This is a genomic window from Streptomyces sp. 7R007, assembly GCF_054850255.1.
The window spans coordinates 61,023-85,345 of the sequence record NZ_JBTWMV010000020.1; the positions used below are offsets into that span (position 1 = coordinate 61,023).

Below are 24,323 nucleotides of genomic sequence, written 5' to 3' on the forward strand. Positions count from 1 at the left end.
GTAGACTCAGGGCCACGGACGGACCGCTGCTCCCGCATTCGGTGAGGAGGCCCAACAGATGCGTGCAACCGTGGGCGACCAGCTTGTCCAGCACGGCAGGGTGGTCGGACAGCAGGACAAGGTCGGCGAGATCGTCGAAGTCATGGGCCAGGAGGGCAACCCGCCCTACCGCGTCCGTTTCGAGGACGGGCACACGGGCATCTGCTCACCCGGCCCCGACACCGAGATCCGGCACCGGCAGACACAGCAGTAGATCAGCGCGGGGGCCTCGCCGGCTGCTGGTAGTGGTCGGCGACCACCCTCGTCATCGCGCCGATCGGGTCCGCCGCGACCTCCTTCGCGGCGAAGAACACGTGCCCGCGCACCTGGGGGTGGCCGGCCGCGAGCGTGAGGTGCCGGGAGAGCTCCGCGGGGTCCTGCCAGGCCGCGGGCTGGGCCGGGTCGCCCGCCTTGTACAGGGCCTCGCCGATGTACAGCTTCGTACGGGTGCCCTTCGCGACCTCGGCCCACCAGGGGACGAGCTTGGCGTAGTCGGCGGCGGCGAAGCCGGTGTTCCAGTAGATCTGCGGGGCGATGTAGTCGATCCAGTGCTCCCGCACCCACTTCCGGGTGTCCGCGTGCAGGTCGTCGTACGTCTGCACGCCCGCCCGCGTGTCCGAGCCCAGCGGGTCGGTGGCGGCGTTGCGCCACACGCCGAAGGGGCTGATGCCGAACCGCGTGCCCGGCCGGGTCCGCCGGATGCGGGCGGCGGTCTCCAGGACCAGCTTGTCGATGTTGTCGCGGCGCCAGGCGTCCCGGTCCGGGAAGGCGCCGCCGTAGCGGTCGTAGGCGTCGTCGTCGCCGAAGGTCTGGCCGGCCACCGGATAGGGGTAGAAGTAGTCGTCGAAGTGCACGGCGTCGACGGGGTACTTCCGCACCGCGTCGAGAATGGCGTCTTCCACGAAGGCGCGGACCTCGGGCAGCCCGGGGTTGTAGTAGAGCCTCCCGCCGTACGTGACCACCCACTCGGGATGCCTGCGCGCGGGGTGGGAGGCGATCAGCTTCGTCGGGTCGGCCTGGTTGGAGACGCGGTAGGGGTTGAACCAGGCGTGCAGTTCCAGGCCGCGGGCGTGGGCCTCCGCGACGGCCGTGCCCAGCGGGTCCCAGCCGGGGTCCTGGCCCTGGGCGCCGGTGAGGACCTGCGACCACGGCTCGTACGGCGAGGGCCACAGCGCGTCGGCCGTGGGCCGTACCTGGAACATCACCGCGTTCAGGCGGCGCTCGGCCGCCGTGTCGAGGTGGGTGATCAGCTCCGCGCGCTGCTGGGCTGCGGTCAGGCCCGGCCTGGAGGGCCAGTCCCGGTTGGCGACGGTCGCCACCCACACGCCCCGCATCTCCCGGGCCGCCCGCCTGCGGCCCGCCCCCGAGTCGCCCGCCGTCGCCGCCGTGGCCGCCACCGCACCGCCTCCCGCCCCGAGTGCCGACAGGGCGGTCACCGCGAACGCCCGTCGCGACAAGGGTGACGTGCGATGTGTCCTCACTGCTACCTCCGCGCACCGTGTGGTCGACGTCAGCCTGCCGGCTGCGACCCCGGCGATCGATCAACGATCGCCGAAGGTAACGTGCAGGTTTGGCGCAGGCACCCAACCACGGCGGCCTGCCGCACGAGCGGATCTGCGAAGGGAACGATGTGACCGACATCGAGCGCGTCGGAGTGGTGGGCTGCGGCCAGATGGGAGCGGGCATCGCCGAGGTGTGCGCCCGCGCCGGTCTGGACGTGAAGGTCGCCGAGACCACCGGCGAGGCACTGGAGATCGGCCGTACTCGGCTGTTCAACTCCCTGTCCAAGGCGGCCGAGCGCGGCAAGATCACCGAGGAGGAGCTGGCGGCGACCCAGGCGCGGCTGAGCTTCACCACGGACCTCGGCGAGTTCGCCGACCGCGATCTGGTGATCGAGGCCGTCGTCGAGAACGAGCAGGTGAAGACGGAGATCTTCCAGGTGCTCGACCAGGTGGTGACCCGGCCCGACGCCATCCTGGCCTCCAACACCTCCTCCATCCCGCTGGTCAAGCTGGCCGTCGCCACCTCGCGCCCCGACCAGGTCATCGGCATCCACTTCTTCAACCCGGCCCCGGTGCAGAAGCTGGTCGAGCTGATCCCGGCGCTCACCACCTCCGAGGGCACGCTCAGCCGTGCCCAGGTCTTCACCGAGAAGGTGCTCGGCAAGCACGCCATCCGCGCCCAGGACCGCTCCGGCTTCGTGGTCAACGCGCTGCTGATCCCGTACCTGCTCTCCGCGATCCGGATGTTCGAGTCGGGCATCGCCAGCCGTGAGGACATCGACAACGGCATGGAGCTCGGCTGCGCCCACCCGATGGGCCCGCTGAAGCTGTCCGACCTGATCGGCCTGGACACGGTGGCCTCGGTGGCCTACTCGATGTACGAGGAGTACAAGGAGCCCCTGTACGCCGCTCCCCCGCTGCTGCAGCGCATGGTCGACGCGGGGCGTCTGGGCCGCAAGTCCGGCTCCGGTTTCTACACGTACGGATGACAGCCGTGTGCGGCTGAGTGCACAGTGCCCGTTTCAGGGTGCCGGTGACACAGTGCGACCACCGCGGGCCCGGCACTCGATCGTGTGCCGGGCCCGTGGCGTTCACACGGCGTGTGCGCGCCGGGCACGCATATGCCCGTCGCACACTCTCCCCACGCGCCCACCAGGCGAGTTGACTCCTCATGCGCATGCAAGAGACGAGCCGACTACGGAAAGGAGCGGACCCGTGACCGCCGACCCGGAGCATCCCGTGGTCCATGGAGAACTCGCAGAGTTACGACGCCGCCTCGACGTGGCGTACGCGCGTGTCGAGGGCGGGCTGGCTCTGCTCAGCCATCGCACGGAGGAGACGGACAAGGAGATCGACGATCTGAGCCAGCGGATCATCGCACTGGAGCACGCCCGCTGGCCGCTGCCCGCGATCGCCACGCTGACCGCGCTGGGCGCGCTCGTCGTGACGGTGTGGCAGGCACTGGGCCACTGACCGGACCCGGGCCCGGACGCGGTGGGGGATCAGGGCAAGGTGTCCTGCCCGAGCCTGAGGTGGTGCAGGAGCAGTAAGGCGGCCGCCATGTTGGCGGCCGGGACCTCCCCGCGGGCGACCATGTCGGGGACGAGCTTGAGGGGGACCCATTCCCGGCGGTCCGACTCGAAGTCGTCCACGGGATGTCCGACGTACTCGCCCTCGTCCGACCAGTAGATGTGGTGCTGGGCGTCGGTGAGGCCGTTGGACGGTTCCACGCTCATGAGGTGGTGCAGGGGCCCCGGCCGCCAGCCGGTCTCCTCCTCCAGTTCCCTGGCGGCGGCGCGGACGACGTCTTCGCCGTCCTCGACGACGCCCGCGGCGAGTTCCCACCCCCAGCTGTCGGTGATGAAGCGGTGGCGCCACAGCAGGAGGACCTCATTGGCCTCGTTGACCACCGTGGCCACGGCAACGGGCCGCAGCCGTATCAGGAAGTGATCGAGGTGCCGGCCGTCCGGCAGCTCGACATCCGCGAGGTTGACGCTGAACCAGCGGTTTGAGTACACAGTTTGTTCGCTCTGTTTCGTCCACTGCACGGTTCTGCCACCTTCCGTCGAGTAAGTGGCAATATCGCAGCAGGGACTGTGATACGGCGGTGCTCGGGAACCGGCCTACAGGGGCACGCGCAGCGCACCGTCGATGAGTTCGGCCGCCTCGGCGGTGCCCGCGCTGCCGCTGCGCACCAGGTGTTCGCGCACCGCCCGGAGTCTGTCGCGCAGGCGCTGCGACTCCATTCCGCGGGCCTGCTCGGCCATCTGCACGGCGGTGGCCACGGCCTTGTCGGCGTGCCCCTGGCGCAGTTCGATCGTGCTGAGCATGGCGAGCCGGTGCACCCGCCCCCGGTCGTGCGCGGGGTTGTCCACGGCGGCCGCGGCGTGCTCCCCCGCCGCGACGAGGTCGCCGAGGCTGAGCAGGGCCTCCGCCACCTGGACGTTGACCAGCCCCGGCTGGACATAGCCGGTTTCGTCCGGCTCGTACCCGCGCCGGATGCGTTCGGCGGCCTGCTCGGCACGCCGGATGCAGGACAGCGCGCCCGTCCCGTCGCCGAGGTGTGCGTACGCCTTGGCCTGCATCGCGTAGAGGTCGGAGGCGAGGGCCGGCGTGATGTGCTTGCCGGCGGCGCGCAGCGCGGCCTCGGCGAAGGCGACGGCCTGGCGGTACTCGCGCATGAACAGCGACTGGTTGACCAGCAGCGCGATCACGTATGCCCCAAGTCCCCGGTCACCGCTGGCCTTCGCGAGCCGCAGCGCCTGGTGGAAGTAGCGCTGCGCGAGCCCGTGGGCGTCGGAGTCGTAGGCGCAGATGCCCGCGATCGCCACCAGACCGCCCGTGGCGCGGTGCAGTTGGCGGCCGGTGGCGTCGGTGTAGCTGCCGCGCAGCAGCGGGGCCGCCTCGGCGTTCAGGAAGCCGACGATGCGGGTGCGGGTCGCTATGCCGCCGGCCTTGCGGTACATCTGCTCGTAGTGCGTGCGGGCGGCGCGCAGCATCTCGATGTCGGCGGCGGTCACCCGGTGCCGGCCGCCCCGGGAGACGTCCACGTCCTCGGGCGGGTTCTCCCACTCCCACACGGGCATGACGGCCGGTGTGCCGGTGACCGCGGGCGCGCCCAGGATGTGCGGGCGCTGCTGCTCGTCGGAGCGCCACAGGGCGGTGGCGCGCTCGACGAAGCCGGACAGGGAGGTGCCGTGCGGGGTGGAGGGCTCGCCCGGGACGCCGAGGCCGATGTCGTCGAGGGTGACCGGCCGGTGCAGCCGCGTGGCGAGCACCTCGCAGATCAGGTCGGGCACCTGGCCGCGGGGGCGCTGGCCCTTCAGCCAGCGGGCCACGGCGGTGTGTTCGTACCGCAGCGCGAGCCCGCGCGCCCTGCCCGCCTGGTTCACGTGTGCGGCCAGTCCCGCGTGCGAGATCCCGGCTTCGTCCAGGATCGCGTCGAGCAGAGTGTTGGGCTGCATATATGCCCCCCGGGTGCCTCGGTGCCGTCAGAGTAGTGCGAAGTGCTTCACACGGGGTGTGAACGGAGTGCTCGAATCCGTAGGGTGTGCGCACTGTTGCGGAGAGTTTCCAGCCGGTTGACTGAAATGCCTCGCAAGAGGCCGGCCGGGCCGCCGGCTCCCCCTCGTACAGTGCGGCGGCCCGATACCGCGCCGTCCGCCCAGCTGCCTGCCCGACACTCCGTGGCGGGGCGGACGGCCCGCCGGCGGCAGCGTGGCCCTGCGGTTCGACGCCGTCGGGGTCAGCGGTGCGTTGTCGGCTGCGGGTTTGTCGTGGCTGGTCGCGCGGTTCGCCGCGCCCCCTTGGGGCGGGGCGGTCGGCGTGTGTTGTGGAGCACCAGTAAGGCCACGTCGTCCGCGGGGGTGCCTGATGTGTGGCGCAGCAAGGCCGTGAAGACCGCGCCCAGGACCGCTCTGGGGGTGGGGTTCTCCCCAAGCACCGCGGTCAGGACGTCATGGAGGGGAAAGAACCGGCCACGGCTGTCCCTGGCGTCCTCCGCACCGTCCGTATAGAAGAAGAGGCTTTCGCCGTCGTGCAGGCGGCCGCAGTCGAGGACCGGAAGGTCCTGCGGGAGCGGGAACGGCCCGAGCGGAGGGAGGGGATCCGCTCGGGTCAGCGGGTCCGCGCGGCAGCCGCTGAGGAGATACGGCCACGGGTGGCCGCAGTTCAGGGCGCGCACCTCGCCGTCGCAGCCGATCTCCAGGAGCAGGACGGTGACGAACTCCTCGGCGACCGGCGTCTCCGGCTCGGCGCCGGTGGCCGGATGCTCGTCGCGGGCCCGTTCGCGCAGGTGCCGGGCGAGCGCGCGGTCCAGCCGGCGCAGGACGCAGCCCAGTTCGGGCTCGTCGTGCACGGCCTCGCGGAAGCTGCCGAGCACCGCGGCGACCGTGCCGATGGCGCCGAGCCCGTGCCCGCGGACGTCTCCCATCACGACCCGTACGCCGTGCTCGGTGGCGATGACCTCGTACAGGTCGCCGCCGACGGTGGCGCGGCGGTCGGTGGACAGCTGCGCGGCGGCGACGTCCAGCCCGTCGATGCGCGGGGGCAGCGGCCGCAGCAGCACGCTCTGGGCGGCGCCCGCGATCTCGCGGACCTCCCTGAGCTCCCGCACCAGGCCGCGCCGGACGTGCAGCACCAGCCCGGTGCCGACGGCGAGGAAGACGGCACCGGTGACGGCGCGCGCGCCGAGCGAGGTCTGCTGGGCGAGCGGACAGACCAGTTTGTACGTGACCGCCACGGCGCCCCACGCCATCGGCAGCCCGAGGGCGAGAACCCCATCCTTGATGCGGATCATGCCGACGGCTCCCTATGGCGAGTCCAGACAGCGCAATCGGACCGACCCCGAAAGGCCGGTCCGATTCTGTCGACCGCATGGCCCGGATGGGCCAGATCACCAGCCGAACTCACTCAATCGAGTGAGGTGACCGGTGCCAGGGGGCGCCCCCGGCGACTAGCCGCGCAGGACCGCGCCGACCCGCTCGCCCGCGAGCGCCACCGCGGCGTCGCGCGCCGCCGACGCCTCGTCCACGGTCAGGGTCCGGTCGGCCGCCCGGAACCGCAGCGCGTACGCCAGCGACTTCCGGCCCTCGCCCAGCTGGTCGTCGTTCTCGTACACGTCGAACAGCCGGATGGACTCCAGGAGTTCGCCCGCGCCGTCGCGCAGCGCGGCCTCCACGTCGGCCGCCGGGACGAACCTGTCGACGACGAGGGCGACGTCCTGCGTGGCGACCGGGAAGGTGGAGATGTGCGGCGCCTGCGGGGTGTCGTCGCCGGCCTTCTCCAGCACGTCCAGGTTCAGCTCCATCGCCGCCGTACGGGCCGGCAGCCCGAACGCCTTGATGACACGCGGGTGCAGCTCGCCGGCGTGTCCGACGACCGTCTCCGACCCGTCGGCCACGACCACGAGCTCGGCACAGCGGCCCGGGTGCCAGGGCCCGTACTGGCCCTTGCGGACCACGAGCTCGGCACCGGCTTCCCGCGCCACGACCCGTCCGGCCTCGACGGCGTCGGCCCAGTCGCCCGGACGGCCCCTGCCCCACCAGCCGGCCTGTTCGCGGGCGCCCGCGAGGACGGCGGCGACATGGCGCGGCTGCTCGGGCAGCGCGGCGTTCAGCGCGGCGATCTCCTCGTCCGTGGGACGCCGGTCGACGGGCAGCGCGGCGGCCACCCTGCGCTCCTGGCGCGGGTGGAAGACCAGCCCGGTCTCGAACAGCGCCAGGTCGTGCGAGCCGCGGCCGTCGTTGCGCCGCAGGGCGCCGAACAGCCCCGGCAGCAGCGACGTGCGCAGGGCGGGCTCCTCGTCGTTGAGCGGGTTGGTCAGCGTGACGACACGGCGCGCCGGGTCGTCGGCCTCCAGCAGCAGCTGGTCGAAGACCTGCTCGCCGACGAACGGGTAGTTCGGCGCCTCGACGTAGCCCGCCCCGGCCAGCGCGCGGCCGACCCGGCGGTGCAGCCGCTGCCGGTGGGTCAGGCCGCGGCCCGACGGGGGCTTGGGCAGCGTGGAGGGCAGGTTCTCGTAGCCCTCCAGCCGGATGACCTCCTCGGCGAGGTCGTTGATCTCCAGCAGGTCGGGCCGCCAGGACGGCACGGTGACGATCAGCTCGTCCTGCCCGTACACGTCACAGCCGATCTCCTGCAGCCGCCGTACGACGGTCTCCCGGCCGTACTCGACGCCCGCGACCTTGTCCGGGTGGTCGGCCGCGACGGTGATGGTGTGCGGCGCGGAGGGCGCGATGACCTCGGTGACGCCGGCCTCGGCGGTGCCGCCCGCGAGGAGGACCAGCAGGTCGACCGTGCGCTGGGCGGCCGCGGCGGCGGCCTGCGGGTCGACGCCCCGCTCGAAGCGGCGGGAGGCCTCGGAGGACAGCTTGTGCCGGCGAGCCGTGCGCGCGATCGACACCGCGTTGAAGTGGGCGGCCTCGATGACCACGTCGGTGGTGCCCTCGCCCTCGGCGTGGTCGGCGATCTCGGTGTTGGCGCCGCCCATGACGCCCGCGAGGCCGATGGGGCCGCGGTCGTCGGTGATGACCAGGTCCTCGGCGTGCAGCGTCCGCTCGACGCCGTCGAGGGTGACGATCTTCTCGCCCTCCTCGGCCCGGCGCACCCCGATGGTGCCCTGGACCAGCTTCCGGTCGTAGGCGTGCAGCGGCTGGCCGAGCTCCATCATCACGTAGTTGGTGATGTCGACGGCGAGCGAGATCGGGCGCATGCCCACCTTCTGCAGCCGGCGCTGGAGCCAGATCGGGGAGCGGGCCTCGGGGCTCAGGCCGGTGACGGTGCGGGCGGTGAAGCGGTCGCAGCCGTGCGGGTCGGTGACCTGGACCGGGTAGCCGAAGGCGTTCGGGCCGGGTACGTCGATGAGGGCCGGGTCGCGCAGCGGCAGGCCGTAGGCGATGGCGGTCTCGCGGGCGACGCCACGGATGGACAGGCAGTCGCCGCGGTTGGCGGTGACGGCGATGTCCAGGACCTCGTCGACCAGTTCGAGCAGCTCGATGGCGTCCTTGCCGACCTCGGTCTCCGGCGGCAGCACGATGATGCCCTTGCTGCCGTCGTCGCCCATGCCCAGCTCGTCGCTGGAGCAGATCATGCCGTGGGAGGTCTTGCCGTAGGTCTTGCGGGCGGAGATCTCGAAGCCGCCGGGCAGCGTGGCGCCGGGCAGGACGACCACGACCTTGTCGCCGACGGCGAAGTTGCGGGCGCCGCAGACGATCTCCTGGGGCTCGCCGGTGCCGTTGGCCTGGCCGACGTCGACGGTGCAGAAGCGGATCGGCTTCTTGAAGCCCTCCAGCTCCTCGATGGTCAGCACCTGGCCGACGACCAGGGGGCCCTTGAGGTCGGCACCGAGGTGCTCGACGGTCTCGACCTCGAGACCGGCCGAAATGAGCTTGGCCTGGACGTCACGGCCGGTCTCGGTGGCCGGCAGGTCGACGTACTCCCGCAGCCAAGAAAGCGGGACCCGCATCAGATCTCCATCCCGAACGGCCGGGTGAACCGGACGTCACCCTCGACCATGTCTCGCATGTCCTCGACGTTGTGGCGGAACATCAGCATCCGCTCGATGCCGAACCCGAAGGCGAAGCCGCTGTACTTCTCCGGGTCGACGCCGCAGGCGGTGAGCACCCGCGGGTTGACCATGCCGCAGCCGCCGAGCTCGATCCAGCCCTCGGAGGAGCAGGTGCGGCAGGGGCGGTCGGGATTGCCGACGGACTCGCCGCGGCAGACGTAGCACACCATGTCCATCTCGGCGGACGGCTCGGTGAAGGGGAAGAAGTTGGGCCGCAGCCGGGTCTTCATGCCCTCGCCGAACAGGGACTGGACCATGTGGTCCATGGTGCCCTTGAGGTCGGCCATGGTCAGGCCCTCGTCCACGGCGAGCAGCTCGACCTGGCGGAAGACCGGGGTGTGCGTGGCGTCCAGCTCGTCGGTGCGGTACACGACGCCGGGGCAGATCACGTACACCGGCAGCTCACGCTCCAGCAGGGAGCGGATCTGCACGGGCGAGGTGTGGGTGCGCAGCACGACGCCGGACTCGGTGCCGCCCTCGGGGCCGGCCACGAAGAACGTGTCGGCCTCGCCGCGGGCCGGGTGGTCCGGGCCGATGTTGAGGGCGTCGAAGTTGAACCACTCGGCCTCGACCTGCGGGCCCTCGGCGACCTCGTAGCCCATGGCGACGAAGACGTCCTCGATGCGCTCGGACAGGGTGGTGAGCGGGTGGCGGGCGCCGGCCGGCACGCGGTCGTAGGGCAGCGTGACGTCCACCGACTCCTCGACGAGGACGCGCTGGTCCCGCTCCGCCTCCAGCTCCGCCTGGCGGGCGGCGAGCGCCTTGTTGACGGCGCCGCGGGCCTGGCCGACGCGCTTGCCGGCGTCCGCCTTGGCGTGCGGGGGCAGGGCGCCGATCTCCCGGTTGGCGAGGGCCAGCGGTGAGGTGCCCCCGGTGTGGGCGACCTTGGCCTCCTGGAGCGCGTCGAGGGAGTCCGCGGCGGCGAAGGCGGCGAGCGCCTCGTCCCGCATGCGCTCGATCTCTTCCGGTTTCAACGCCTCGACCTCGACAGGGTCGTACGACTTATTGGGTGCCGACATCTCTTCCCGTGCTTCCGATTGTCCCCCAGCCAGTGCTGGGAGGTGCCCCCTGCGGATGGTCCCCTAGACCGGCGCTCGGTGCCGTGTGCAGGACACAAAGGTGCCAAAGGCCGAGTCTAACGGGGTGGAGCCGTACGAATGCGCCCGTGGGCCGCTTACCGGCGCTCAGGTGAGATACGCCGGGGCCGCCACGGGCAACGTAAATCGGAACTCGGCGCCGCCGCCGGGGGCCCGGCCGACCGTGATGGTGCCGCCGTGGGCCTCGACGATGCCCTTGACGATGTACAGCCCGAGGCCGGTGCCGCCGCGCTTGCTGCCCCGCCAGAAGCGGGTGAAGACGCGGTTCATGGACTCCTCCGGGATGCCGGTGCCCTCGTCGCTCACGGTGACCGACGTGCCGACGTCCTCCCCGTCGCGCGGGGACGCCGTGGGCGTGATGTCAATCGTGACGGTTCCCTCGCCGTGGCGCACGGCGTTTTCCAGCAGGTTGCTGAGCACCTGGTCGATCTTGTCGGGGTCGGCCCACAGGGCGGGCAGGGGCTGCTCGATGCGGAGCAGGAACCGGTCGGCGGGCTGCCCGGCGGCGACGTAGGCCTGAATGTGCCGGCCGACCGCGGCCCCCATGTCGACGGGCTGGCGGCGCACCTCCAGCCGTCCGCTGTCGATGCGGGAGATGTCGAGGAGCTCGGCGATGAGCCGGGTGACGCGGTCGGCGTCGGCGTCGACGGTCTCCAGCATCAGGCGCTTCTGGTCGTCGGTGAAGCGTTCCCACTTGGCGAGGAGCGTGGCGGTGAAGCCCTTGACGGAGGTCAGGGGCGAGCGCAGTTCGTGGGCGACGGTCGCTATCAGCTCGGCGTGGCTGCGTTCGGTGCGGCGGCGGGCCTCGGTGTCCCGGAGGGAGACGACCACGCGGCGGACGGGTCCGGTGGGCTCGCCGCGCACGTAGCGCGCCGAGACCAGCACCTCGCGTCCGCCGGGCAGCAGCAGGTTGCGCTCGGGCTGGCGCTGCCGGATGGCGAGCCCGCCGTAGGGGTCGGTCAGCTGCCACCAGCGCCGCCCCTCCAGGTCCTCTAACGGCAGGGCCTTCTCCAGCGGCTGTCCGAGGGCGTCGGCGGCGGCGCGGGCGGTGATGCGCTCGGCGGCGGCGTTGAAGCAGATGACCCGGCCGTTCTCGTCGGCCACCACGAGGCCGTCGGGCAGTTCGTCGGGGTCGATGCCGAGCTCGGTGAGATCACCGTGCCGGGGCGCGGGCGGGCGGCGCACGTCGCGTGCTCCCCGTGCCCTGCTCGTGCCGACACTCATATGCCCGTACCCCACCTCTCAGACGGCGCAGGTGGCCCCCGAGCTGGTCACCCTACTAGGCCCCGGTGACGGAGCGGCACCCTCCGGAGGCGCGCTGTGCACGGGCCGACGCATACAGACATACGGCGGCCGCGGTGGCGAGGTTCAGACTCTCGGCCCTGCCGTGGATCGGGACGCGCACCACGGCGTCCGCGAGTGCGCGGGTCTCCTCCGGCAGCCCCCACGCCTCGTTGCCGAACACCCACGCGGTCGGCCCGCCCATGGTGCCCTGGTCCAACTCGTCGTCGAGGTCGTCGGTGCCGGCGCCGTCGGCGGCGAGGACGCGCACGCCGGCCCGCTTCAGCCCGGCCACCGCCTGCTCGACGGGCACGCCGACGGCCACGGGCAGGTGGAAGAGGGAGCCGACGGAGGCGCGTACGGCCTTGGGGTTGTAGAGGTCGACGGAGGCGTCGGTCAGGACGACGGCGTCGGCGCCGGCGGCGTCGGCGCAGCGCAGGACGGTTCCGGCGTTGCCGGGGTCGCGGACGTGGGCGAGCACGGCGACGAGCCGCGGCCGGGCGGCGAGGACCTCGGCGAAGGGGGTGTCGACGAAGCGGCAGACGCCGACGAGCCCCTGCGGGGTGACGGTGGTGGAGATGTCGGCGATCACCTGTTCGGAGGCGAGATGGACGCGGGCGCCGGCGTCCCGGGCCTCCCCCACGATGTCGGCGTACCGCTCGGCGGCCTCGACGGTGGCGAACAGCTCGACCAGCGTGTCCTCATGCCCCGCCGCCTCCCGCACGGCCTGCGGGCCCTCGGCGAGAAACAGCCGCTCCTTGCTCCGGAAGTTCCGCTTGGCGAGCCGCCGCGCGGCGGAGACACGCGAGGAACGGGGAGAGATCGTCTCCGGGGTCACGGGGGGCATCCACACTCACCTTCGGTACCACTCAACGAAACGGACCCGCAGGCAAAAACCCACGGGTCCGCACAGTCACGTCGGCTCAGGACCGGCGCGGCGTCACGCCGCCTTCGGGGCGTTCACGTCCGACGGCAGAGCCTTCTGCGCCACCTCGACCAGCGCGGCGAACGCGTTCGCGTCGTTGACGGCCAGCTCGGCGAGGATCTTGCGGTCGACCTCGACGTTCGCGGCCTTCAGGCCCTGGATGAAGCGGTTGTACGTGATGCCGTTGGCGCGGGCAGCGGCGTTGATGCGCTGGATCCACAGCTGACGGAAGTCGCCCTTGCGCTTCTTGCGGTCGTTGTAGTTGTAGACCAGCGAGTGGGTGACCTGCTCCTTGGCCTTGCGGTACAGGCGCGAGCGCTGACCGCGGTAGCCGGAGGCCTGCTCCAGGATCGCCCGGCGCTTCTTGTGGGCGTTCACTGCCCGCTTGACGCGTGCCACTTGTTAACTCCTTGTAGCGGGGCCGTGGTTGGACTCACACGGCCCGGAATCGATTGGGTCCCGGTCCTGACGTACGGCGCTCGTAGCGGGCGCCGGGTACGTCACTAGCCGAGAAGCTTCTTGATCTTCTTGGCGTCGGCCGGAGCCATCTCGGCGTTGCCCGTGAGGCGACGCGTCAGACGGGACGACTTGCGCTCAAGCAGGTGGCGCTTGCCGGCGCGCTCGCGGAGCACCTTGCCGGAGCCGGTGACCTTGAAGCGCTTGCTGGCACCGCTGTGCGACTTGTTCTTCGGCATAGCGCCGTTCTCTCCTCGTCGGTGGCGTTCCGGTGCCCGGTCGCGAAACCGGGCACGGTGGAACGTCGCTCTGTATCTGTTACATCCCGGGGACTCGCGTCCCCACGGATCACGCCTCGGCGGATGCCTCGGCAGGGGCCTCGGCCTCGGCGTCGGCGCTCGGGGCGTCCGCGGCGTTCTGCGAGCGGCCCGGGTGGGCCTTCGCCTCGGCCTTGCGGGCCTCCTGCGCCTGGCGGGCCTCGGCCATCGCCTCGGTCTTCTTCTTGTGCGGACCGAGAACCATGATCATGTTGCGGCCGTCCTGCTTCGGGTTCGACTCGACGAAACCGAGGTCCTGGACGTCCTCCGCGAGCCGCTGCAGCAGTCGGTAGCCCAGCTCGGGCCGAGACTGCTCGCGACCACGGAACATGATCGTGATCTTGACCTTGTCGCCCTGCTTGAGGAACCGGACGACGTGACCCTTCTTGGTGTCATAGTCGTGCGGGTCGATCTTCGGCCGGAGCTTCATCTCCTTGATGACCGTGTGCGCCTGGTTCTTGCGCGCCTCACGGGCCTTCATGGCCGACTCGTACTTGAACTTCCCGTAGTCCATGAGCTTGCACACGGGCGGACGGGCGTTCGCCGCCACCTCGACGAGGTCGAGGTCGTACTCCTGGGCAAGCTCCAGTGCCTTCGCGAGCGGCACGATGCCGACCTGCTCGCCACTGGGACCGACAAGTCGCACCTCGGGAACGCGAATCCGGTCGTTGATGCGGGGCTCGGCGCTGATGGATCCTCCTCGGTAGCACCACGCGACGGTCTGGCGGACAGCCGCGTAACGTCTGTGTTCGATAGACCTAACCGCGCCGAAGCAGAAAAAATGCCCCGGACGATCACAGGCGGGGCTCCAAGCACTACCGGAGTCACCGCCGCGGGATCGCGGGGCGCACTTTCGGGCGACTCCATCGTCCGTACGGAACGATGGCGGCCGCCTGACCGGGGTGACCCGCCGTCCCGGAGGACGGTCAGGTGGGAGATCGGAGCCTCCACTTGTGGGCCGGGCACATGGATGTCCGGCCGGTCGTCACACAAGGTTAGCAGCTACCCGGGGGTGGTGCGAACCGGCCTGCACCGGGGCCTATCGTGTTCGGCATGAGTGACACCCCTGCCGAGTCCGCCGAGGCTCCCGACTTCGACGCCATGACCCGCGACATCGCGGAGGTCCCCGCCGTCGAGGTGATCGTGACGGTCGCCGTGAACCTGATGAGCGCCGCCGCCGTGAAGCTCGGCCTGACGGAGGAGGGCGACAAGTACAAGGACCTGGACGAGGCCCGCAAGCTGGTCACGGCCCTCGCCGGTCTGCTGGACGCGAGCGCGACCGAGATCAGCTCCTTCCACGCGGCCCCGCTGCGCGACGGCCTGAAGTCGCTGCAGCTGGCGTTCCGCGAGGCGTCGATCGTCCCGGACGAGCCGGGACAGGGCCCGGGCGAGAAGTACACGGGCCCGATCTACGGGTAGCGGTCTACGACCCTTCGCGTACGTACAAGGGCTCGCCCGGCGGCGTCGCCCCGGCCGGCAGGAGTGCCAGGTCGAGGCCGCGCACCAGGCGGGCCCTCAGTGTCTCGTCGGCGGCGAGCCGCTCGGCGACGGCACGGGCCGCCTCGGCGGGAGCGGCCGCCGGATCCAGTACGAGGGCCAGGGTGCCGTCGGCCCGGCCGGGCCCGAGGTGGGCGCGCAGGACGCCGGGCTCGGCGGCGACCGCGCCGCGCACCGCCTCCCGTACGGCGGGGTCGGCGAGCGGGTCGGCGCTGGTGCGCCCCTCGGCGAGCGCCAGCAGCGCCGCCCCCGTCAGCTCGAACGGCACCGGCCCGGACATGTCGAGCACGATCGTGTCCGCCTTCTCGTGCGCCGCGGCCTGCAGCGCCTGGTGAAGGGGTACGGCGACGGGGCGGGCCGCCGGGTCCCAGCGGGCCAGCGCGTCGGTGGACGTGAACGCGGGCAGGGCGGTGCGGGAGCCGGCCTTCAGCGTCGGCACGGCCATGTCGGAGGTCTTCTCCCGGCGCAGCCCGTTCCCGTCCTCCTCCACCTCGCCGAGCACGGCCACGACGGGGACGAGCAGCCGGGCGCCCCTGAGCGCCTCCAGGACGGGCCCCAGGGCGGTGCGGTCCTCGGCCCAGGCGGCGAGCGCCGCGCTCAGCCGGGGGTCGGCGGAGCCGTCGTCGTCGGAGTAGCCGGGGTCGGGAATGTTCTTGTTCGCCACGGTGAGAGACCCTATCGGGCGGAAATCGGGCGGATGCTGCTGGGCTTGTGCGGACCCGGAAACCGGCCGTTCACCGGTTTCACGCGTTTCTCAGATTCCCCTGACACACATCTAACTTTCGTCTAACGGGGCGCACAGTCGCCGCCTCCAGCATCGCGGCCATGGAGTCCTCCAGAGCCGACCGACGCCGCCGTGCCCGCGCGTCCCGCACGCGCCCCCTCCTCTCTGTCGCCCTCGCCTCCGTCGCCGTCGTGGGCGGCACCGCGGCCGGGACCGTGTACGTGAAGGCCCAGGCGCACTCCGGTACGAGCGCCGTATCGTCGGCCCCGTCGCCGTCGGCCACCTCCTCGGCCTCGGCGGACGGGGAGGAGTCGGTGGAGCCGGTGGCGGAACCCGCGGTGGACTACGACGCGCTGCTCGCCACGGCCATGAAGTCGGTGAGCGTCGCGGACGAGGCGGACGTGTCGGTGGCGGTGCTGGACGTGGACTCCGGCGAGAGCGCCACCTACGGGGACGCGGCCTTCGACACGGCGAGCATCGTCAAGGTCGACATCCTGGCGACGCTGCTGCTCCAGGCACAGGACGCGGGCCGGCAGCTGACGGCGACGGAGAAGGCGTACGCCACGAAGATGATCGAGAACAGCGACAACGCCTCGGCGTCGGCGCTGTGGGACGCCATCGGCGAGGCCGACGGACTGGACGCCGCGAACAAGACGTTCGGGCTGACCGGCACCGAGGGCGGCGACGGCGCGCTGTGGGGCCTGACCCAGACCACGGCCGCGGACCAACTGACGTTGCTGCGCCAGGTGTTCGGGGACGACTCGAAGCTGAGCGCGGCCTCGCGGGCGTATCTCCAGGGGCTGATGGGGCAGATAGAGGCAGACCAGCACTGGGGGGTGTCGGCGGCGGCCGACGGGTCGCGGTGGGCGCTGAAGAACGGCTGGCTGGCCCGCAGCACCACCGGGCTGTGGGACGTCAACAGCATCGGGCGGGTGACCGCGGACGGCCGCGCGTACCTGGTCGCCGTCCTGTCGAACGGCAACGCGACGCAGGCGAAGGGCATCGCGCTGGTCGAGTCGGCGGCGAAGGCGGCGGTGTCGGTGTTCGCCGGGGGCTCCGCGTCGCCGTCGGCCTCCGAATAGCCGGGTGGGGGCGCTCAGTTGCCGTCGTAGCGCTCGCGGCGGCCCCGCCACAGGACCACGGCCATGACCAGGAGCACCCCGCCGGTGCTGCCCGCGAGCGGGGCCGCCCAGCCGGCGGTGTCGTCCTGCGACGCGGGCGCGTCGGGACCGGTACCGAAGTACTTCCTGCCGTACGACGCCGTCCGCAGGCCCTCCGGCTTGAGACGGGCGGCCGCCTTCAGGGCGGCGGCGGGGTCGACGAAGCCGAAGCCGCGGGAGTCGTCGCGGCCGCCGCTCGGGGCGTCCCGGGCGGTGTCCTCCAGGAGCTTCTTGACCTGCGCCGGGGTCAGGCCCGGGTGGGCGGCCTTGACCAGCGCCACCGCGCCGGAGACGAACGCCGAGGCGGCGCTCGTGCCCCAGCCTTCGTAGTACTTGTGGTCGGGATCGGCGATGACGACGTCGTCGCCGGGGGCGCTGACGGTGGCGTACCAGCGGCGGGTGGAGAACGAGGCGCGGGTGCCGTAGCGGTCGACGGCGGTGGCGACGATGACGCCCGGGTAGGCGGCCGGGTAGGAGACGTGGTCGCCCTTGTCGCCGCCGTTGCCGGCGGAGGCGACGACGGTGACGTTCTTCTTCAGGGCGTACTGGATGGCCTCGTCCTCGGAGGGTTCCGGGTGGGCGGAGGCGGAGTCGTCGCCGAGGGAGAGGTTGATGACGTCGGCGCCGTGGTCGGCGGCCCAGCGGATGCCTTCGGCGAGGGCGTTGCCGCGCGTGGAGCGGGCCTTGCCGCGCGCGGAGTCGCCGTCTTCGAGGATGACGCGCACCGGGAGGATCTTGGCCTCCGGGGCGATGCCCATGACGCCGTCGGCGTCGCCGGGGCCGTGGCCGTGCCCGGCGATGATGCCGGCCATGGCGGTCCCGTGCCGGGCCCAGGCGCGGTCGCCGCGGGTCGCGCCGAAGCCGATCATGTCCTTGGCGGGCAGGACGTTGCCGACGAGGTCGGGGTGGTCGGCCTCGACGCCGGTGTCCAGGACGGCGACGGTGACGCCCTTGCCCTTGGTGGTCTGCCAGGCCTGCTGGGTGTGCATGGCGTCCAGGGCCCACTCCTGGGCGCGGATGCCGTCGGCGTGCGCGGCCGTGGCGGGGACCAGGGCGAGGGAGGCGGCGAGCAAGGCGCTCAGCGTGGTCAGGCGGCGCGTCATGAGGGCTGCTCCGTGGCTTGGCTGCTGACGTCCCTGCGCAGGGCGCGTTCGACGCGGTCGGCCAGGCCCTGGGCCTCGTTGCCGAGGCCGGACTGGGCGGGGGGCGTGGTGGCGCCGGACTGCAGGGCCTCGGCGGCGGGCTGGGGGGCGTCGACGGTACGGCCGTCGGCCCAGCCGGAGACGGCGTAGACGACGACGGGGGCGTCGGTGAGCACGGAGATGGTCCAGGAGGCGCGTTGTTCGTCGCCGAACTCGGCGGCGGCGGTGTCCTTGGCAGGGTAGGGGCGGGGCATCAGGTCGGTGCGGCGGTCCAGGCCCTCGTCCCGGAAGCGTTTGGCGAGGGAGGCCATGCCGGTGGCGTCGGCCTTGGTGAACAGCAGGCCGACGGTGGTGACGTAGCTCTGCGTGGCGTCGGTGTAGGTGGCGCGGAGCAGTCGCTGGCAGCCGACGGGGGCGAGCGCCTTCTGCAGCAGGGGGTCGAAGGCGTCGGCGCAGCCGCTGTCCGGGGCGACGGCGATGCGGGTCCAGGTGCGGTCGGCTCCGCCGGGGCCGGCGCCGTCGCCCTGCAGGGTGGGCGGGAAGAGACGGTCGACGGTGACGCTGTGCCAGAGGCTTCCGGCCGCGGCGAACGTGTCCCGCGCGCCGCCGTTACCGGAGTCCCCCACGAGCCAGCTCCCGGTCACGGCACCGCCGATGAGTCCGAGCCCGAGCACGACACACACGGCCACCGCGGCGGTACGGGCCCGCCCGCGCCCCCCGAGCGCTCGCGGCCGCCCCCGCCCGTCGTACCCCTCGGGCTCGCCGAACGACACGACAGCGGTGGGCGCACTCCACGACAACGCGGGATCAGGCACCACCCGCTCCCCGGACACCCCGGGGGACCGAACAGAGGACACCGACCCCCCGAACGCCACCGCCCCATCACGCCGCCCATCCGACACGACAGCCTCCGGATACCGCGCCGAAGCCTCGGCAACGAAAGCCTCGCGGCTGTCCGGCACCGGGGAGCCGGGACGGCGGGGCGCAGGTCCGGGGGCGGAAGCCTCGCCGGCGTTCAGAGTCTCCGAACCGGGACGGCCACCGCCCGACGCAGGCGAAGCTGCAGGGCGGGGCGGAACCCCGGGGGCCGAAGCCTCGCGGCTGTTCGGCACCGGGGAGCCGGGGCGGTGGGGCGTGGATGCCGGGGTGGGGGGCTTGCCGGTGTTCGAGGGTGGGGTGGGGATGGTGGTGTGGTCCTGGGTCGGCGGGGTGGTCGGTCGGGGGGGTACCGGGGTGCCAGGGCGGCGTGGGGCGTCCTGGGGTCGGGGGGCGGGTGTCCTTGCGGGGGACGACTCGGGGCGGGCCGGAGGTGCCGGGCGCAGGGGTCTGGTCGGCTCCTGGGGGGCCTCGGGCGGGGTGACAGCGCGGCGCTGCCGGTCGTCCGGGCGGTGCGGCGGGCGCGGCGGGGTGTCCGGGAAGCGCGCGGAGGCCGGGGGCGGGGGCGGGCTCGACGGCGTGGCGTCCCTGCCGTGCGGTGCGCGCAGGTTCGGGAAGCGGGGCGGGGTGTCCGGCGCCGCCGGCGTGGAGGGGCCCGCCTCCCGGGCGTCGTCGCGTCGCGTCGCCGTAGGCCCGTCGGACTCCTCCCCGCCGGACCTCGTCGTCGTGTCGCCCGAGCTGCCCGCCACCCGCGCGCCGGGACGTTTCCCGAAGGCGTCCTCGAAAGCATCGAACGCGTCGAACCTCTCGAACGCCTCGAAGCCCTGCGCTTCCCGCCACGGCGACCACACGCCACCGGAGGCACCGCCCGCCGCCGGGGCGCTCGGCCTGCGCCCACTCACGGAACGATCCGCCGAGGAACGGTCCGTCGACGAGGACGCGTTCGTGCCCGCGGCCGGTTCGGGAGCCGTCGCGCCACGTCCGTCGTCCGCCCTCGTCGCCGCGACGCCAGTCGAATCCGCGTCCGCCCCCGGCTCGGACGTCACCGCCCGTTCCCCTTCCTCCGTGCCCGCCGTCGGCGGGTGCGGTGGGCGTGGAGGGATGGGGACATGCCGCGCGTCCGTGCTCATGCACCCCCCGTTTCCTCGTCCCCGGGCCGACTTCTCGTACGCGGGCCGACGCGATGTCGCTCAACGCGCGGGCTGGTGACGTCCCGGCACGCATACATACCCGCACGCGCGGCCCGGCATCCGGCACGGCCTGCGGCCGGAGGCGTTCCGACGTGCGTGCGCGTCACTCTACGGCTTGCCCCGGCCGTTACGGGAACCAGTCCGCACCCCCGGGGCATCTGCCCGGAACGTCCCCCTACCCTGCGGTAATCCTGTCTGGCAGGCTTCGTTCATGACTGCGCGCGCCACCGACCGGGCCCGTTACGACCGGGCCACCGCCCATCTCGACGCCCCCCTCGCGATCGTGGACCTGGACGCCTTCGACGCCAACGCGGACGATCTCGTCCGCCGGGCCGGCGGCAAGCCGGTCCGCGTCGCCAGCAAGTCCGTGCGGTGCCGTGCGCTGCTCGAACGCGTCCTGGCGAAGGACGGCTTCGCGGGCATCATGTCCTTCACGCTCGCCGAGTCCCTGTGGCTGGCCCGCGGCGGTTTCGACGACATCCTGCTCGCCTACCCCTCCGCCGACCGCGCCGCCTTCGCCGAACTGGCCTCCGACCCCAAGCTCGCCGCCGCCGTGACCGTCATGGTCGACGACCCGGCGCAGCTGAAGCTGATCGACGCGGCACGCGACGGCGGGCGCGAAGTCATCCGCGTCTGCCTGGAGTTGGACACCTCGTTCAGGCTCCTCGGCGGCCGGGTCAGGATCGGCGCGCGCCGCTCCCCGCTGTACTCCCCCGCGCAGGTCGCCGACATGGCCCGGACGGCCGCCGGGCGGCCCGGGTTCAAGGTCGTGGGGATCATGGCGTACGAAGGCCACATCGCGGGCGTGGGCGACGACGTCGCGGGGCGGCCCGTGCGGTCGCGTGCGGTACGGATGATGCAGGCCGCCGCCCGCAGGGAACTCGCCGAGCGGCGGGCGGAGGTGGTGCGCGCGGTGCGGGCTGTCGTACCGGATCTGGAGTTCGTCAACGGCGGCGGCACGGGCAGCGTGCAGCACACGGCGGCCGAGGACGCCGTCACCGAGATCGCCGCCGGGTCGGGCCTGTACGTGCCGCGGCTGTTCGACAACTACACGTCGTTCAGCGGGCGTCCGGCCGCCCTGTTCGCCCAGCCCGTCGTGCGGCGGCCCGGGGTGGGCGTGGTGACCGTGCTGGGCGGCGGGTACCCCGCGTCCGGTGCGCCCGGACGGGACCGGCTGCCGGTGCCGTACCTGCCCGAGGGGCTCCGCTACGACCCCCAGGAAGGGCCCGGCGAGGTGCAGACCCCGCTGCTCGGGGCGCCGGCCGATGATCTGCTGATCGGCGACAAGGTGTGGTTCCGGCACGCCAAGGCCGGTGAGCTGTGCGAGCGGTTCGACGCGCTGCACCTGATCGAGGGGGACGCGGTGACGGCGACCGTGCCGACGTATCGCGGGGAGGGCCAGACCTTCCTGTAACGGCCCCCGGGCCGGTCACGGGGTGGGCGGGCCGATGCTGCTGCCCACGCCGCCGTCCGTGGCCGCGTCGTCGACGGAGCGGATGCCCCGGGCGATCCTGTCCATGTCGGCGAGCGGCGGGCCGTCCTGGCCGGCGTCGAAGACGAAGCGGACGATCACCGGTGCCTCGGTGCCGACGCTGGAGGGGAAGACGAGCGACTCGACGTAACCGCCGGGTCCCTTGGCCGTCTTGACGCGCCAGCGCACGAAATAGCCGGCGCGGCCCGCCACCGCGATCTGCGCCTGCTTGACGAGTTGGTGGGACTCGATGCCGCCGTAGGGGCGCATGTCGGTGGCGTCGCGGTCGTAGGCCTCGTCGGCCGCGTCCGGGATGTCCTGCCGGGCCAGCACCTTGGGCGAGGTCTCGTCGGTCTCGGCGGCCGTGCGGGTGCTGACCAGGCCGTGCCGGCACACGCCCGGGTCGCCGGGGCAGTCGTAGGTGCCGTCGGTGGTCATGACGACGTGCTCGTCGGCGACGTAGCGCGGCCGGACCCAGCCGTCCGGCAGCGGCAGGGTGATGCCGTTGAGCTGGTCGACGACGACGGACGGGTCGTCCGCGGAGGGCTCGGAGGTGGTGGTGGACGGGGAGGGGCTCGCGGTCGTCGGGGCGGCGCTGGAGGTGACGGCGCCCGGCTCCGTCTGCACCTGCGCCGTCTCGTCGTCGCCGCGCAGGTAGACGGCGCCGGTGACGATCGCCGCCACGAGCACGACGGCGGCCGTGCCGAGCGCGACGATCCCGGCCCGGCCCGAGCCCGCGGCCTGTGCCCCGGCCGGCGGTCCGCCCGGCTGGTTCCAGTGGTCGGTCCAGGCCGTGCCGTCCCACCAGCGCTGCAGATGGGGGGCCGACGGGTCGGGGTACCAGCCGGGCGGGGGCGTCATGCTCATCCCGGCACCATAGAACGGGCCGCGAAGATCAGTACACGGTGTCTAGAGCGGCGTGACGTACGCGCCCGAGATCCCGCCGTCCACCAGGAAGTCACTGGCGTTGACGAACGAGGAGTCGTCGCTGGCCAGGAAGGCGACCGCGGCGGCGATCTCCTCGGCCTCGGCGAACCGGCCCAGCGGGATGTGGACCAGTCGGCGCGCGGCCCGCTCGGGGTCCTTGGCGAACAGCTCCTGGAGGAGGGGGGTGTTGACCGGGCCGGGGCACAGCGCGTTGACGCGGATGCCCTCGCGGGCGAACTGCACGCCGAGTTCGCGGGACATGGCGAGGACGCCGCCCTTGGACGCGGTGTACGAGATCTGCGAGGTGGCCGCGCCCATCCGGGCCACGAAGGACGCGGTGTTGATGATGGAGCCCCTGCCCTGGCGGCGCATGTAGGGGATGGCTGCCTTGCAGCACAGGTAGACGGAGGTGAGGTTGACCTCCTGGACGCGCTTCCAGGCCTCCAGGCCGGTCTCCAGGATGGAGTCGTCGTCGGGCGGCGAGATGCCCGCGTTGTTGAAGGCGACGTCGACGCTGCCGTAGGTGTCGTACGCCGTCTTGAACAGCGCCTCGACCTGCTCGGGGTCGGTGACGTCCACCTTCACGAAGGTCCCGCCGACCTCCTCGGCGGCGGCCTTGCCGCGGGCCTCGTCGACGTCGCCGCAGACGACGTGGGCACCCTCGGAGGCGAGCCGGCGCGCGGTGGCGAGGCCGATGCCGCTGCCGGCGCCGGTGATGACGGCGGTACGGCCGACCAGGCGGCGGCAGATGATGTCGGTGTCCTGAGAGGTCACTGTGCGGGGCCCTCCGTGCTGATGAAGACGTTCTTGGTTTCGGTGAAGGCGGTCAGGGCGTCCGGGCCCAGCTCACGGCCGACGCCGGACTGTTTGAAGCCGCCGAACGGGGTCCAGTAGCGCACGCTGGAGTGGGAGTTGACGGACAGGTTGCCGGCCCGGACCGCCTGGGAGACGCGCAGCGCGCGGCCGACGTCGCGGGTCCAGATGGAGCCGGAGAGGCCGTAGGGGGTGTCGTTGGCGAGGCGGATGGCGTCCTGTTCGTCGGTGAAGGGCAGCAGGACGGCGACGGGGCCGAAGACCTCCTCGCGGGCGGCGGGCGCGTCGGGCCGTTCGCCGGTCAGGACGGTCGGCGGGAACCAGAAGCCGGGGCCCTCGGGGGCGCTGCCGCGCAGGGCGGGGGCGTCCGCGGGGACGTAGCCGCGCACCCGGTCCAGCTGGCGGCGCGAGATCAGCGGGCCCATCTGCGTCTTCTCGTCGGCCGGGTCGCCCACCACGACGGCGGCGAGCGCGTCGGCGAGGAGCTCGGACACCTCGTCGTACACCGACTCCTGGACCAGGATGCGGGTGCGGGCGCAGCAGTCCTGGCCGGAGTTGTCGAGGAAGGAGAAGGGATCGACGGCCGCCTTGAGGTCGGCGTCGGCGAAGACGATGTTGGGGCTCTTGCCGCCGAGTTCGAGGGTGACCCGCTTGAGGAGGGCCGCCCCCTTCGCCCACACCTGTTTGCCCACGGCCGTTGACCCGGTGAAGACGATCTTCGCCACGCCGGGGTGCTCGACGAGGGCGTTGCCCGCGACCGGCCCGTGGCCGGGCAGCACCTGGAACAGGCCCTCGGGCAGGCCCGCCTCCAGGGCGAGTTCGGCCAGGCGCAGGGCGGTCAGCGGGGTGGTCTCGGCGGGCTTGAGCAGGACCGCGTTGCCGGCGGCCAGCGCGGGCGCGGTGCCCCAGGCGGCGATCGGCATCGGGAAGTTCCAGGGCGCGATGACCCCGACGACGCCGAGCGGCTCCAGGACGGTCACGTCCAGGCCGCCCGCCACCGGGATCTGGCGGCCGGTCAGCCGCTCCACTCCCCCGGCCGCGTAGTCGAGCAGGTCGCGGACGTTGCCGGCCTCCCAGCGGGCGTTGCCCACGGTGTGCCCGGCCTCGCGGACCTCCAACCGGGCCAGTTCCTCGAGGTGTTCGTCGACGGCGACCGCGAACCGGCGCAGCAGCCGGGCCCGTTCGCCGGGCGCGAGGGCCGCCCACACGGACTGGGCCCGGCCCGCCCGGGCGACGGCCGCGTCCACGTCGGCCGCGGTGGCGGCGGGGACGGTCGCGACGACCTCTTCCGTGGCCGGGTTGAGGATCGTGAGCTCATGCTCGTTCGACAACGGATGAC

Annotated in this window: 23 protein-coding genes; 6 read left to right on the forward strand and 17 right to left on the reverse strand. The window is 72.6% G+C overall.

Annotation, left to right across the window (positions count from 1 at the left end; genetic code table 11):
- Positions 1-58: 58 nt before the first annotated feature.
- Complete coding sequence (locus tag ACYF6T_RS25360; RefSeq protein WP_461699193.1) at positions 59-253, forward strand: DUF1918 domain-containing protein; 195 nt, start codon at positions 59-61, stop codon at positions 251-253.
- A 1-nt stretch (position 254) separates the two neighbouring features.
- Here ACYF6T_RS25360 and ACYF6T_RS25365 read toward each other — a convergent pair whose 3' ends face one another.
- Positions 255-1,496, reverse strand: coding sequence for a glycoside hydrolase family 10 protein (locus ACYF6T_RS25365; protein ID WP_461699194.1), 1,242 nt, complete (start codon positions 1,494-1,496; stop codon positions 255-257).
- Between the two features lie 173 nt (positions 1,497-1,669).
- Here ACYF6T_RS25365 and ACYF6T_RS25370 point away from each other — a divergent pair, with 173 nt between their 5' ends.
- Together ACYF6T_RS25370 and ACYF6T_RS25375 are read left to right on the forward strand one after the other, a co-directional pair.
- Positions 1,670-2,530: a 3-hydroxybutyryl-CoA dehydrogenase gene (locus ACYF6T_RS25370; protein ID WP_461699294.1), complete on the forward strand. Its 861-nt coding sequence runs from the start codon at positions 1,670-1,672 to the stop codon at positions 2,528-2,530.
- A 226-nt stretch (positions 2,531-2,756) separates the two neighbouring features.
- Entirely contained in the window at positions 2,757-3,014 is a 258-nt protein-coding gene (locus tag ACYF6T_RS25375) for a hypothetical protein (RefSeq protein ID WP_461699195.1), read from the forward strand.
- A gap of 29 nt (positions 3,015-3,043) precedes the next feature.
- Here ACYF6T_RS25375 and ACYF6T_RS25380 read toward each other — a convergent pair whose 3' ends face one another.
- The 10 genes from ACYF6T_RS25380 to infC all read right to left on the reverse strand — a co-directional run bounded on the left by ACYF6T_RS25380 (position 3,044) and on the right by infC (position 13,875).
- Complete coding sequence (locus ACYF6T_RS25380; RefSeq protein WP_461699197.1) at positions 3,044-3,589, reverse strand: NUDIX hydrolase; 546 nt, start codon at positions 3,587-3,589, stop codon at positions 3,044-3,046.
- A gap of 75 nt (positions 3,590-3,664) precedes the next feature.
- Positions 3,665-5,005 carry a transcriptional regulator gene (locus ACYF6T_RS25385; protein WP_461699198.1) on the reverse strand — a complete coding sequence of 447 codons (1,341 nt, stop codon included), beginning with the start codon at positions 5,003-5,005 and terminating at the stop codon, positions 3,665-3,667.
- A gap of 281 nt (positions 5,006-5,286) precedes the next feature.
- Positions 5,287-6,339 (reverse strand): PP2C family protein-serine/threonine phosphatase, encoded by a 1,053-nt coding sequence (locus ACYF6T_RS25390; RefSeq protein ID WP_461699199.1) that lies wholly within the window; start codon positions 6,337-6,339, stop codon positions 5,287-5,289.
- Between the two features lie 156 nt (positions 6,340-6,495).
- Positions 6,496-9,006 carry a phenylalanine--tRNA ligase subunit beta gene (gene pheT, locus ACYF6T_RS25395; RefSeq protein WP_461699200.1) on the reverse strand — a complete coding sequence of 837 codons (2,511 nt, stop codon included), beginning with the start codon at positions 9,004-9,006 and terminating at the stop codon, positions 6,496-6,498.
- Positions 9,006-10,127 carry a phenylalanine--tRNA ligase subunit alpha gene (gene pheS / locus ACYF6T_RS25400; RefSeq protein WP_461699201.1) on the reverse strand — a complete coding sequence of 374 codons (1,122 nt, stop codon included), beginning with the start codon at positions 10,125-10,127 and terminating at the stop codon, positions 9,006-9,008. The genes pheT and pheS overlap by 1 nt, the downstream gene beginning before the upstream one ends.
- Before the next feature lie 165 nt (positions 10,128-10,292).
- Positions 10,293-11,429 carry a sensor histidine kinase gene (locus ACYF6T_RS25405; RefSeq protein WP_461699202.1) on the reverse strand — a complete coding sequence of 379 codons (1,137 nt, stop codon included), beginning with the start codon at positions 11,427-11,429 and terminating at the stop codon, positions 10,293-10,295.
- A 55-nt stretch (positions 11,430-11,484) separates the two neighbouring features.
- Positions 11,485-12,333, reverse strand: coding sequence for a TrmH family RNA methyltransferase (locus ACYF6T_RS25410; protein WP_461699203.1), 849 nt, complete (start codon positions 12,331-12,333; stop codon positions 11,485-11,487).
- Positions 12,334-12,426: 93 nt separating this feature from the next.
- On the reverse strand, positions 12,427-12,810 hold the full coding sequence (rplT, locus tag ACYF6T_RS25415) for a 50S ribosomal protein L20 (protein WP_006141703.1): 384 nt from the start codon (positions 12,808-12,810) through the stop codon (positions 12,427-12,429).
- A gap of 104 nt (positions 12,811-12,914) precedes the next feature.
- The gene (gene rpmI / locus ACYF6T_RS25420) at positions 12,915-13,106 is read right to left on the reverse strand and encodes a 50S ribosomal protein L35 (RefSeq protein WP_461699205.1); all 192 of its coding nucleotides are present in this window, start codon (positions 13,104-13,106) and stop codon (positions 12,915-12,917) included.
- Positions 13,107-13,215: 109 nt separating this feature from the next.
- A complete protein-coding gene (gene infC / locus ACYF6T_RS25425) occupies positions 13,216-13,875 on the reverse strand; it encodes a translation initiation factor IF-3 (RefSeq protein ID WP_461699295.1) in 660 nt (219 codons plus the stop codon).
- Between the two features lie 362 nt (positions 13,876-14,237).
- Between infC and ACYF6T_RS25430 the strand changes: the two genes are divergently transcribed.
- On the forward strand, positions 14,238-14,603 hold the full coding sequence (locus ACYF6T_RS25430; protein ID WP_461699206.1) for a DUF1844 domain-containing protein: 366 nt from the start codon (positions 14,238-14,240) through the stop codon (positions 14,601-14,603).
- Between the two features lie 4 nt (positions 14,604-14,607).
- On the opposite strand, the gene ACYF6T_RS25435 is transcribed toward ACYF6T_RS25430, so the two are convergent.
- Complete coding sequence (locus tag ACYF6T_RS25435; RefSeq protein WP_461699208.1) at positions 14,608-15,345, reverse strand: SseB family protein; 738 nt, start codon at positions 15,343-15,345, stop codon at positions 14,608-14,610.
- Positions 15,346-15,506: 161 nt separating this feature from the next.
- Here ACYF6T_RS25435 and ACYF6T_RS25440 point away from each other — a divergent pair, with 161 nt between their 5' ends.
- Positions 15,507-16,487 (forward strand): serine hydrolase, encoded by a 981-nt coding sequence (locus ACYF6T_RS25440; protein ID WP_461699209.1) that lies wholly within the window; start codon positions 15,507-15,509, stop codon positions 16,485-16,487.
- A gap of 14 nt (positions 16,488-16,501) precedes the next feature.
- On the opposite strand, the gene mycP is transcribed toward ACYF6T_RS25440, so the two are convergent.
- Positions 16,502-17,668, reverse strand: coding sequence for a type VII secretion-associated serine protease mycosin (gene mycP, locus ACYF6T_RS25445; protein WP_461699211.1), 1,167 nt, complete (start codon positions 17,666-17,668; stop codon positions 16,502-16,504).
- Complete coding sequence (locus ACYF6T_RS25450) at positions 17,665-18,333, reverse strand: hypothetical protein (protein ID WP_461699213.1); 669 nt, start codon at positions 18,331-18,333, stop codon at positions 17,665-17,667. The genes mycP and ACYF6T_RS25450 overlap by 4 nt, the downstream gene beginning before the upstream one ends.
- Before the next feature lie 1,651 nt (positions 18,334-19,984).
- On the opposite strand from ACYF6T_RS25450, the gene ACYF6T_RS25455 reads away from it, so the two are divergent.
- Positions 19,985-21,187 (forward strand): amino acid deaminase/aldolase, encoded by a 1,203-nt coding sequence (locus tag ACYF6T_RS25455; RefSeq protein ID WP_461699215.1) that lies wholly within the window; start codon positions 19,985-19,987, stop codon positions 21,185-21,187.
- 15 nt (positions 21,188-21,202) lie between these two features.
- Here the strand turns inward: ACYF6T_RS25455 and ACYF6T_RS25460 are convergent, their stop codons facing one another.
- Genes ACYF6T_RS25460 through ACYF6T_RS25470 form a run of 3 tightly spaced genes read right to left on the reverse strand, consistent with a single transcriptional unit; the run spans position 21,203 to position 24,315 of the window.
- Positions 21,203-22,105 (reverse strand): DUF2510 domain-containing protein, encoded by a 903-nt coding sequence (locus ACYF6T_RS25460; protein WP_461699296.1) that lies wholly within the window; start codon positions 22,103-22,105, stop codon positions 21,203-21,205.
- A 48-nt stretch (positions 22,106-22,153) separates the two neighbouring features.
- Positions 22,154-22,945 carry a 3-oxoacyl-ACP reductase gene (locus tag ACYF6T_RS25465; RefSeq protein WP_461699217.1) on the reverse strand — a complete coding sequence of 264 codons (792 nt, stop codon included), beginning with the start codon at positions 22,943-22,945 and terminating at the stop codon, positions 22,154-22,156.
- A complete protein-coding gene (locus ACYF6T_RS25470; RefSeq protein WP_461699218.1) occupies positions 22,942-24,315 on the reverse strand; it encodes an aldehyde dehydrogenase family protein in 1,374 nt (457 codons plus the stop codon). Before ACYF6T_RS25470 ends, ACYF6T_RS25465 begins: the two co-directional genes overlap by 4 nt.
- Positions 24,316-24,323 lie beyond the last annotated feature (8 nt).

Excerpts from the sequence above, each read along its gene's own strand:
- ACYF6T_RS25360 (WP_461699193.1), top strand. The coding sequence starts at position 59 with ATGCGTGCAACCGTGGGCGACCAGCTTGTCCAGCACGGCAGGGTGGTC.
- ACYF6T_RS25385 (WP_461699198.1), bottom strand. The coding sequence starts at position 5,005 with ATGCAGCCCAACACTCTGCTCGACGCGATCCTGGACGAAGCCGGGATC.
- ACYF6T_RS25390 (WP_461699199.1), bottom strand. The coding sequence starts at position 6,339 with ATGATCCGCATCAAGGATGGGGTTCTCGCCCTCGGGCTGCCGATGGCG.
- pheT (WP_461699200.1), bottom strand. The coding sequence starts at position 9,006 with ATGCGGGTCCCGCTTTCTTGGCTGCGGGAGTACGTCGACCTGCCGGCC.
- pheS (WP_461699201.1), bottom strand. The coding sequence starts at position 10,127 with ATGTCGGCACCCAATAAGTCGTACGACCCTGTCGAGGTCGAGGCGTTG.
- ACYF6T_RS25405 (WP_461699202.1), bottom strand. The coding sequence starts at position 11,429 with ATGAGTGTCGGCACGAGCAGGGCACGGGGAGCACGCGACGTGCGCCGC.
- ACYF6T_RS25410 (WP_461699203.1), bottom strand. The coding sequence starts at position 12,333 with ATGCCCCCCGTGACCCCGGAGACGATCTCTCCCCGTTCCTCGCGTGTC.
- rpmI (WP_461699205.1), bottom strand. The coding sequence starts at position 13,106 with ATGCCGAAGAACAAGTCGCACAGCGGTGCCAGCAAGCGCTTCAAGGTC.
- ACYF6T_RS25430 (WP_461699206.1), top strand. The coding sequence starts at position 14,238 with ATGAGTGACACCCCTGCCGAGTCCGCCGAGGCTCCCGACTTCGACGCC.
- ACYF6T_RS25440 (WP_461699209.1), top strand. The coding sequence starts at position 15,507 with ATGGAGTCCTCCAGAGCCGACCGACGCCGCCGTGCCCGCGCGTCCCGC.
- mycP (WP_461699211.1), bottom strand. The coding sequence starts at position 17,668 with ATGACGCGCCGCCTGACCACGCTGAGCGCCTTGCTCGCCGCCTCCCTC.
- ACYF6T_RS25455 (WP_461699215.1), top strand. The coding sequence starts at position 19,985 with ATGACTGCGCGCGCCACCGACCGGGCCCGTTACGACCGGGCCACCGCC.
- ACYF6T_RS25460 (WP_461699296.1), bottom strand. The coding sequence starts at position 22,105 with ATGACGCCCCCGCCCGGCTGGTACCCCGACCCGTCGGCCCCCCATCTG.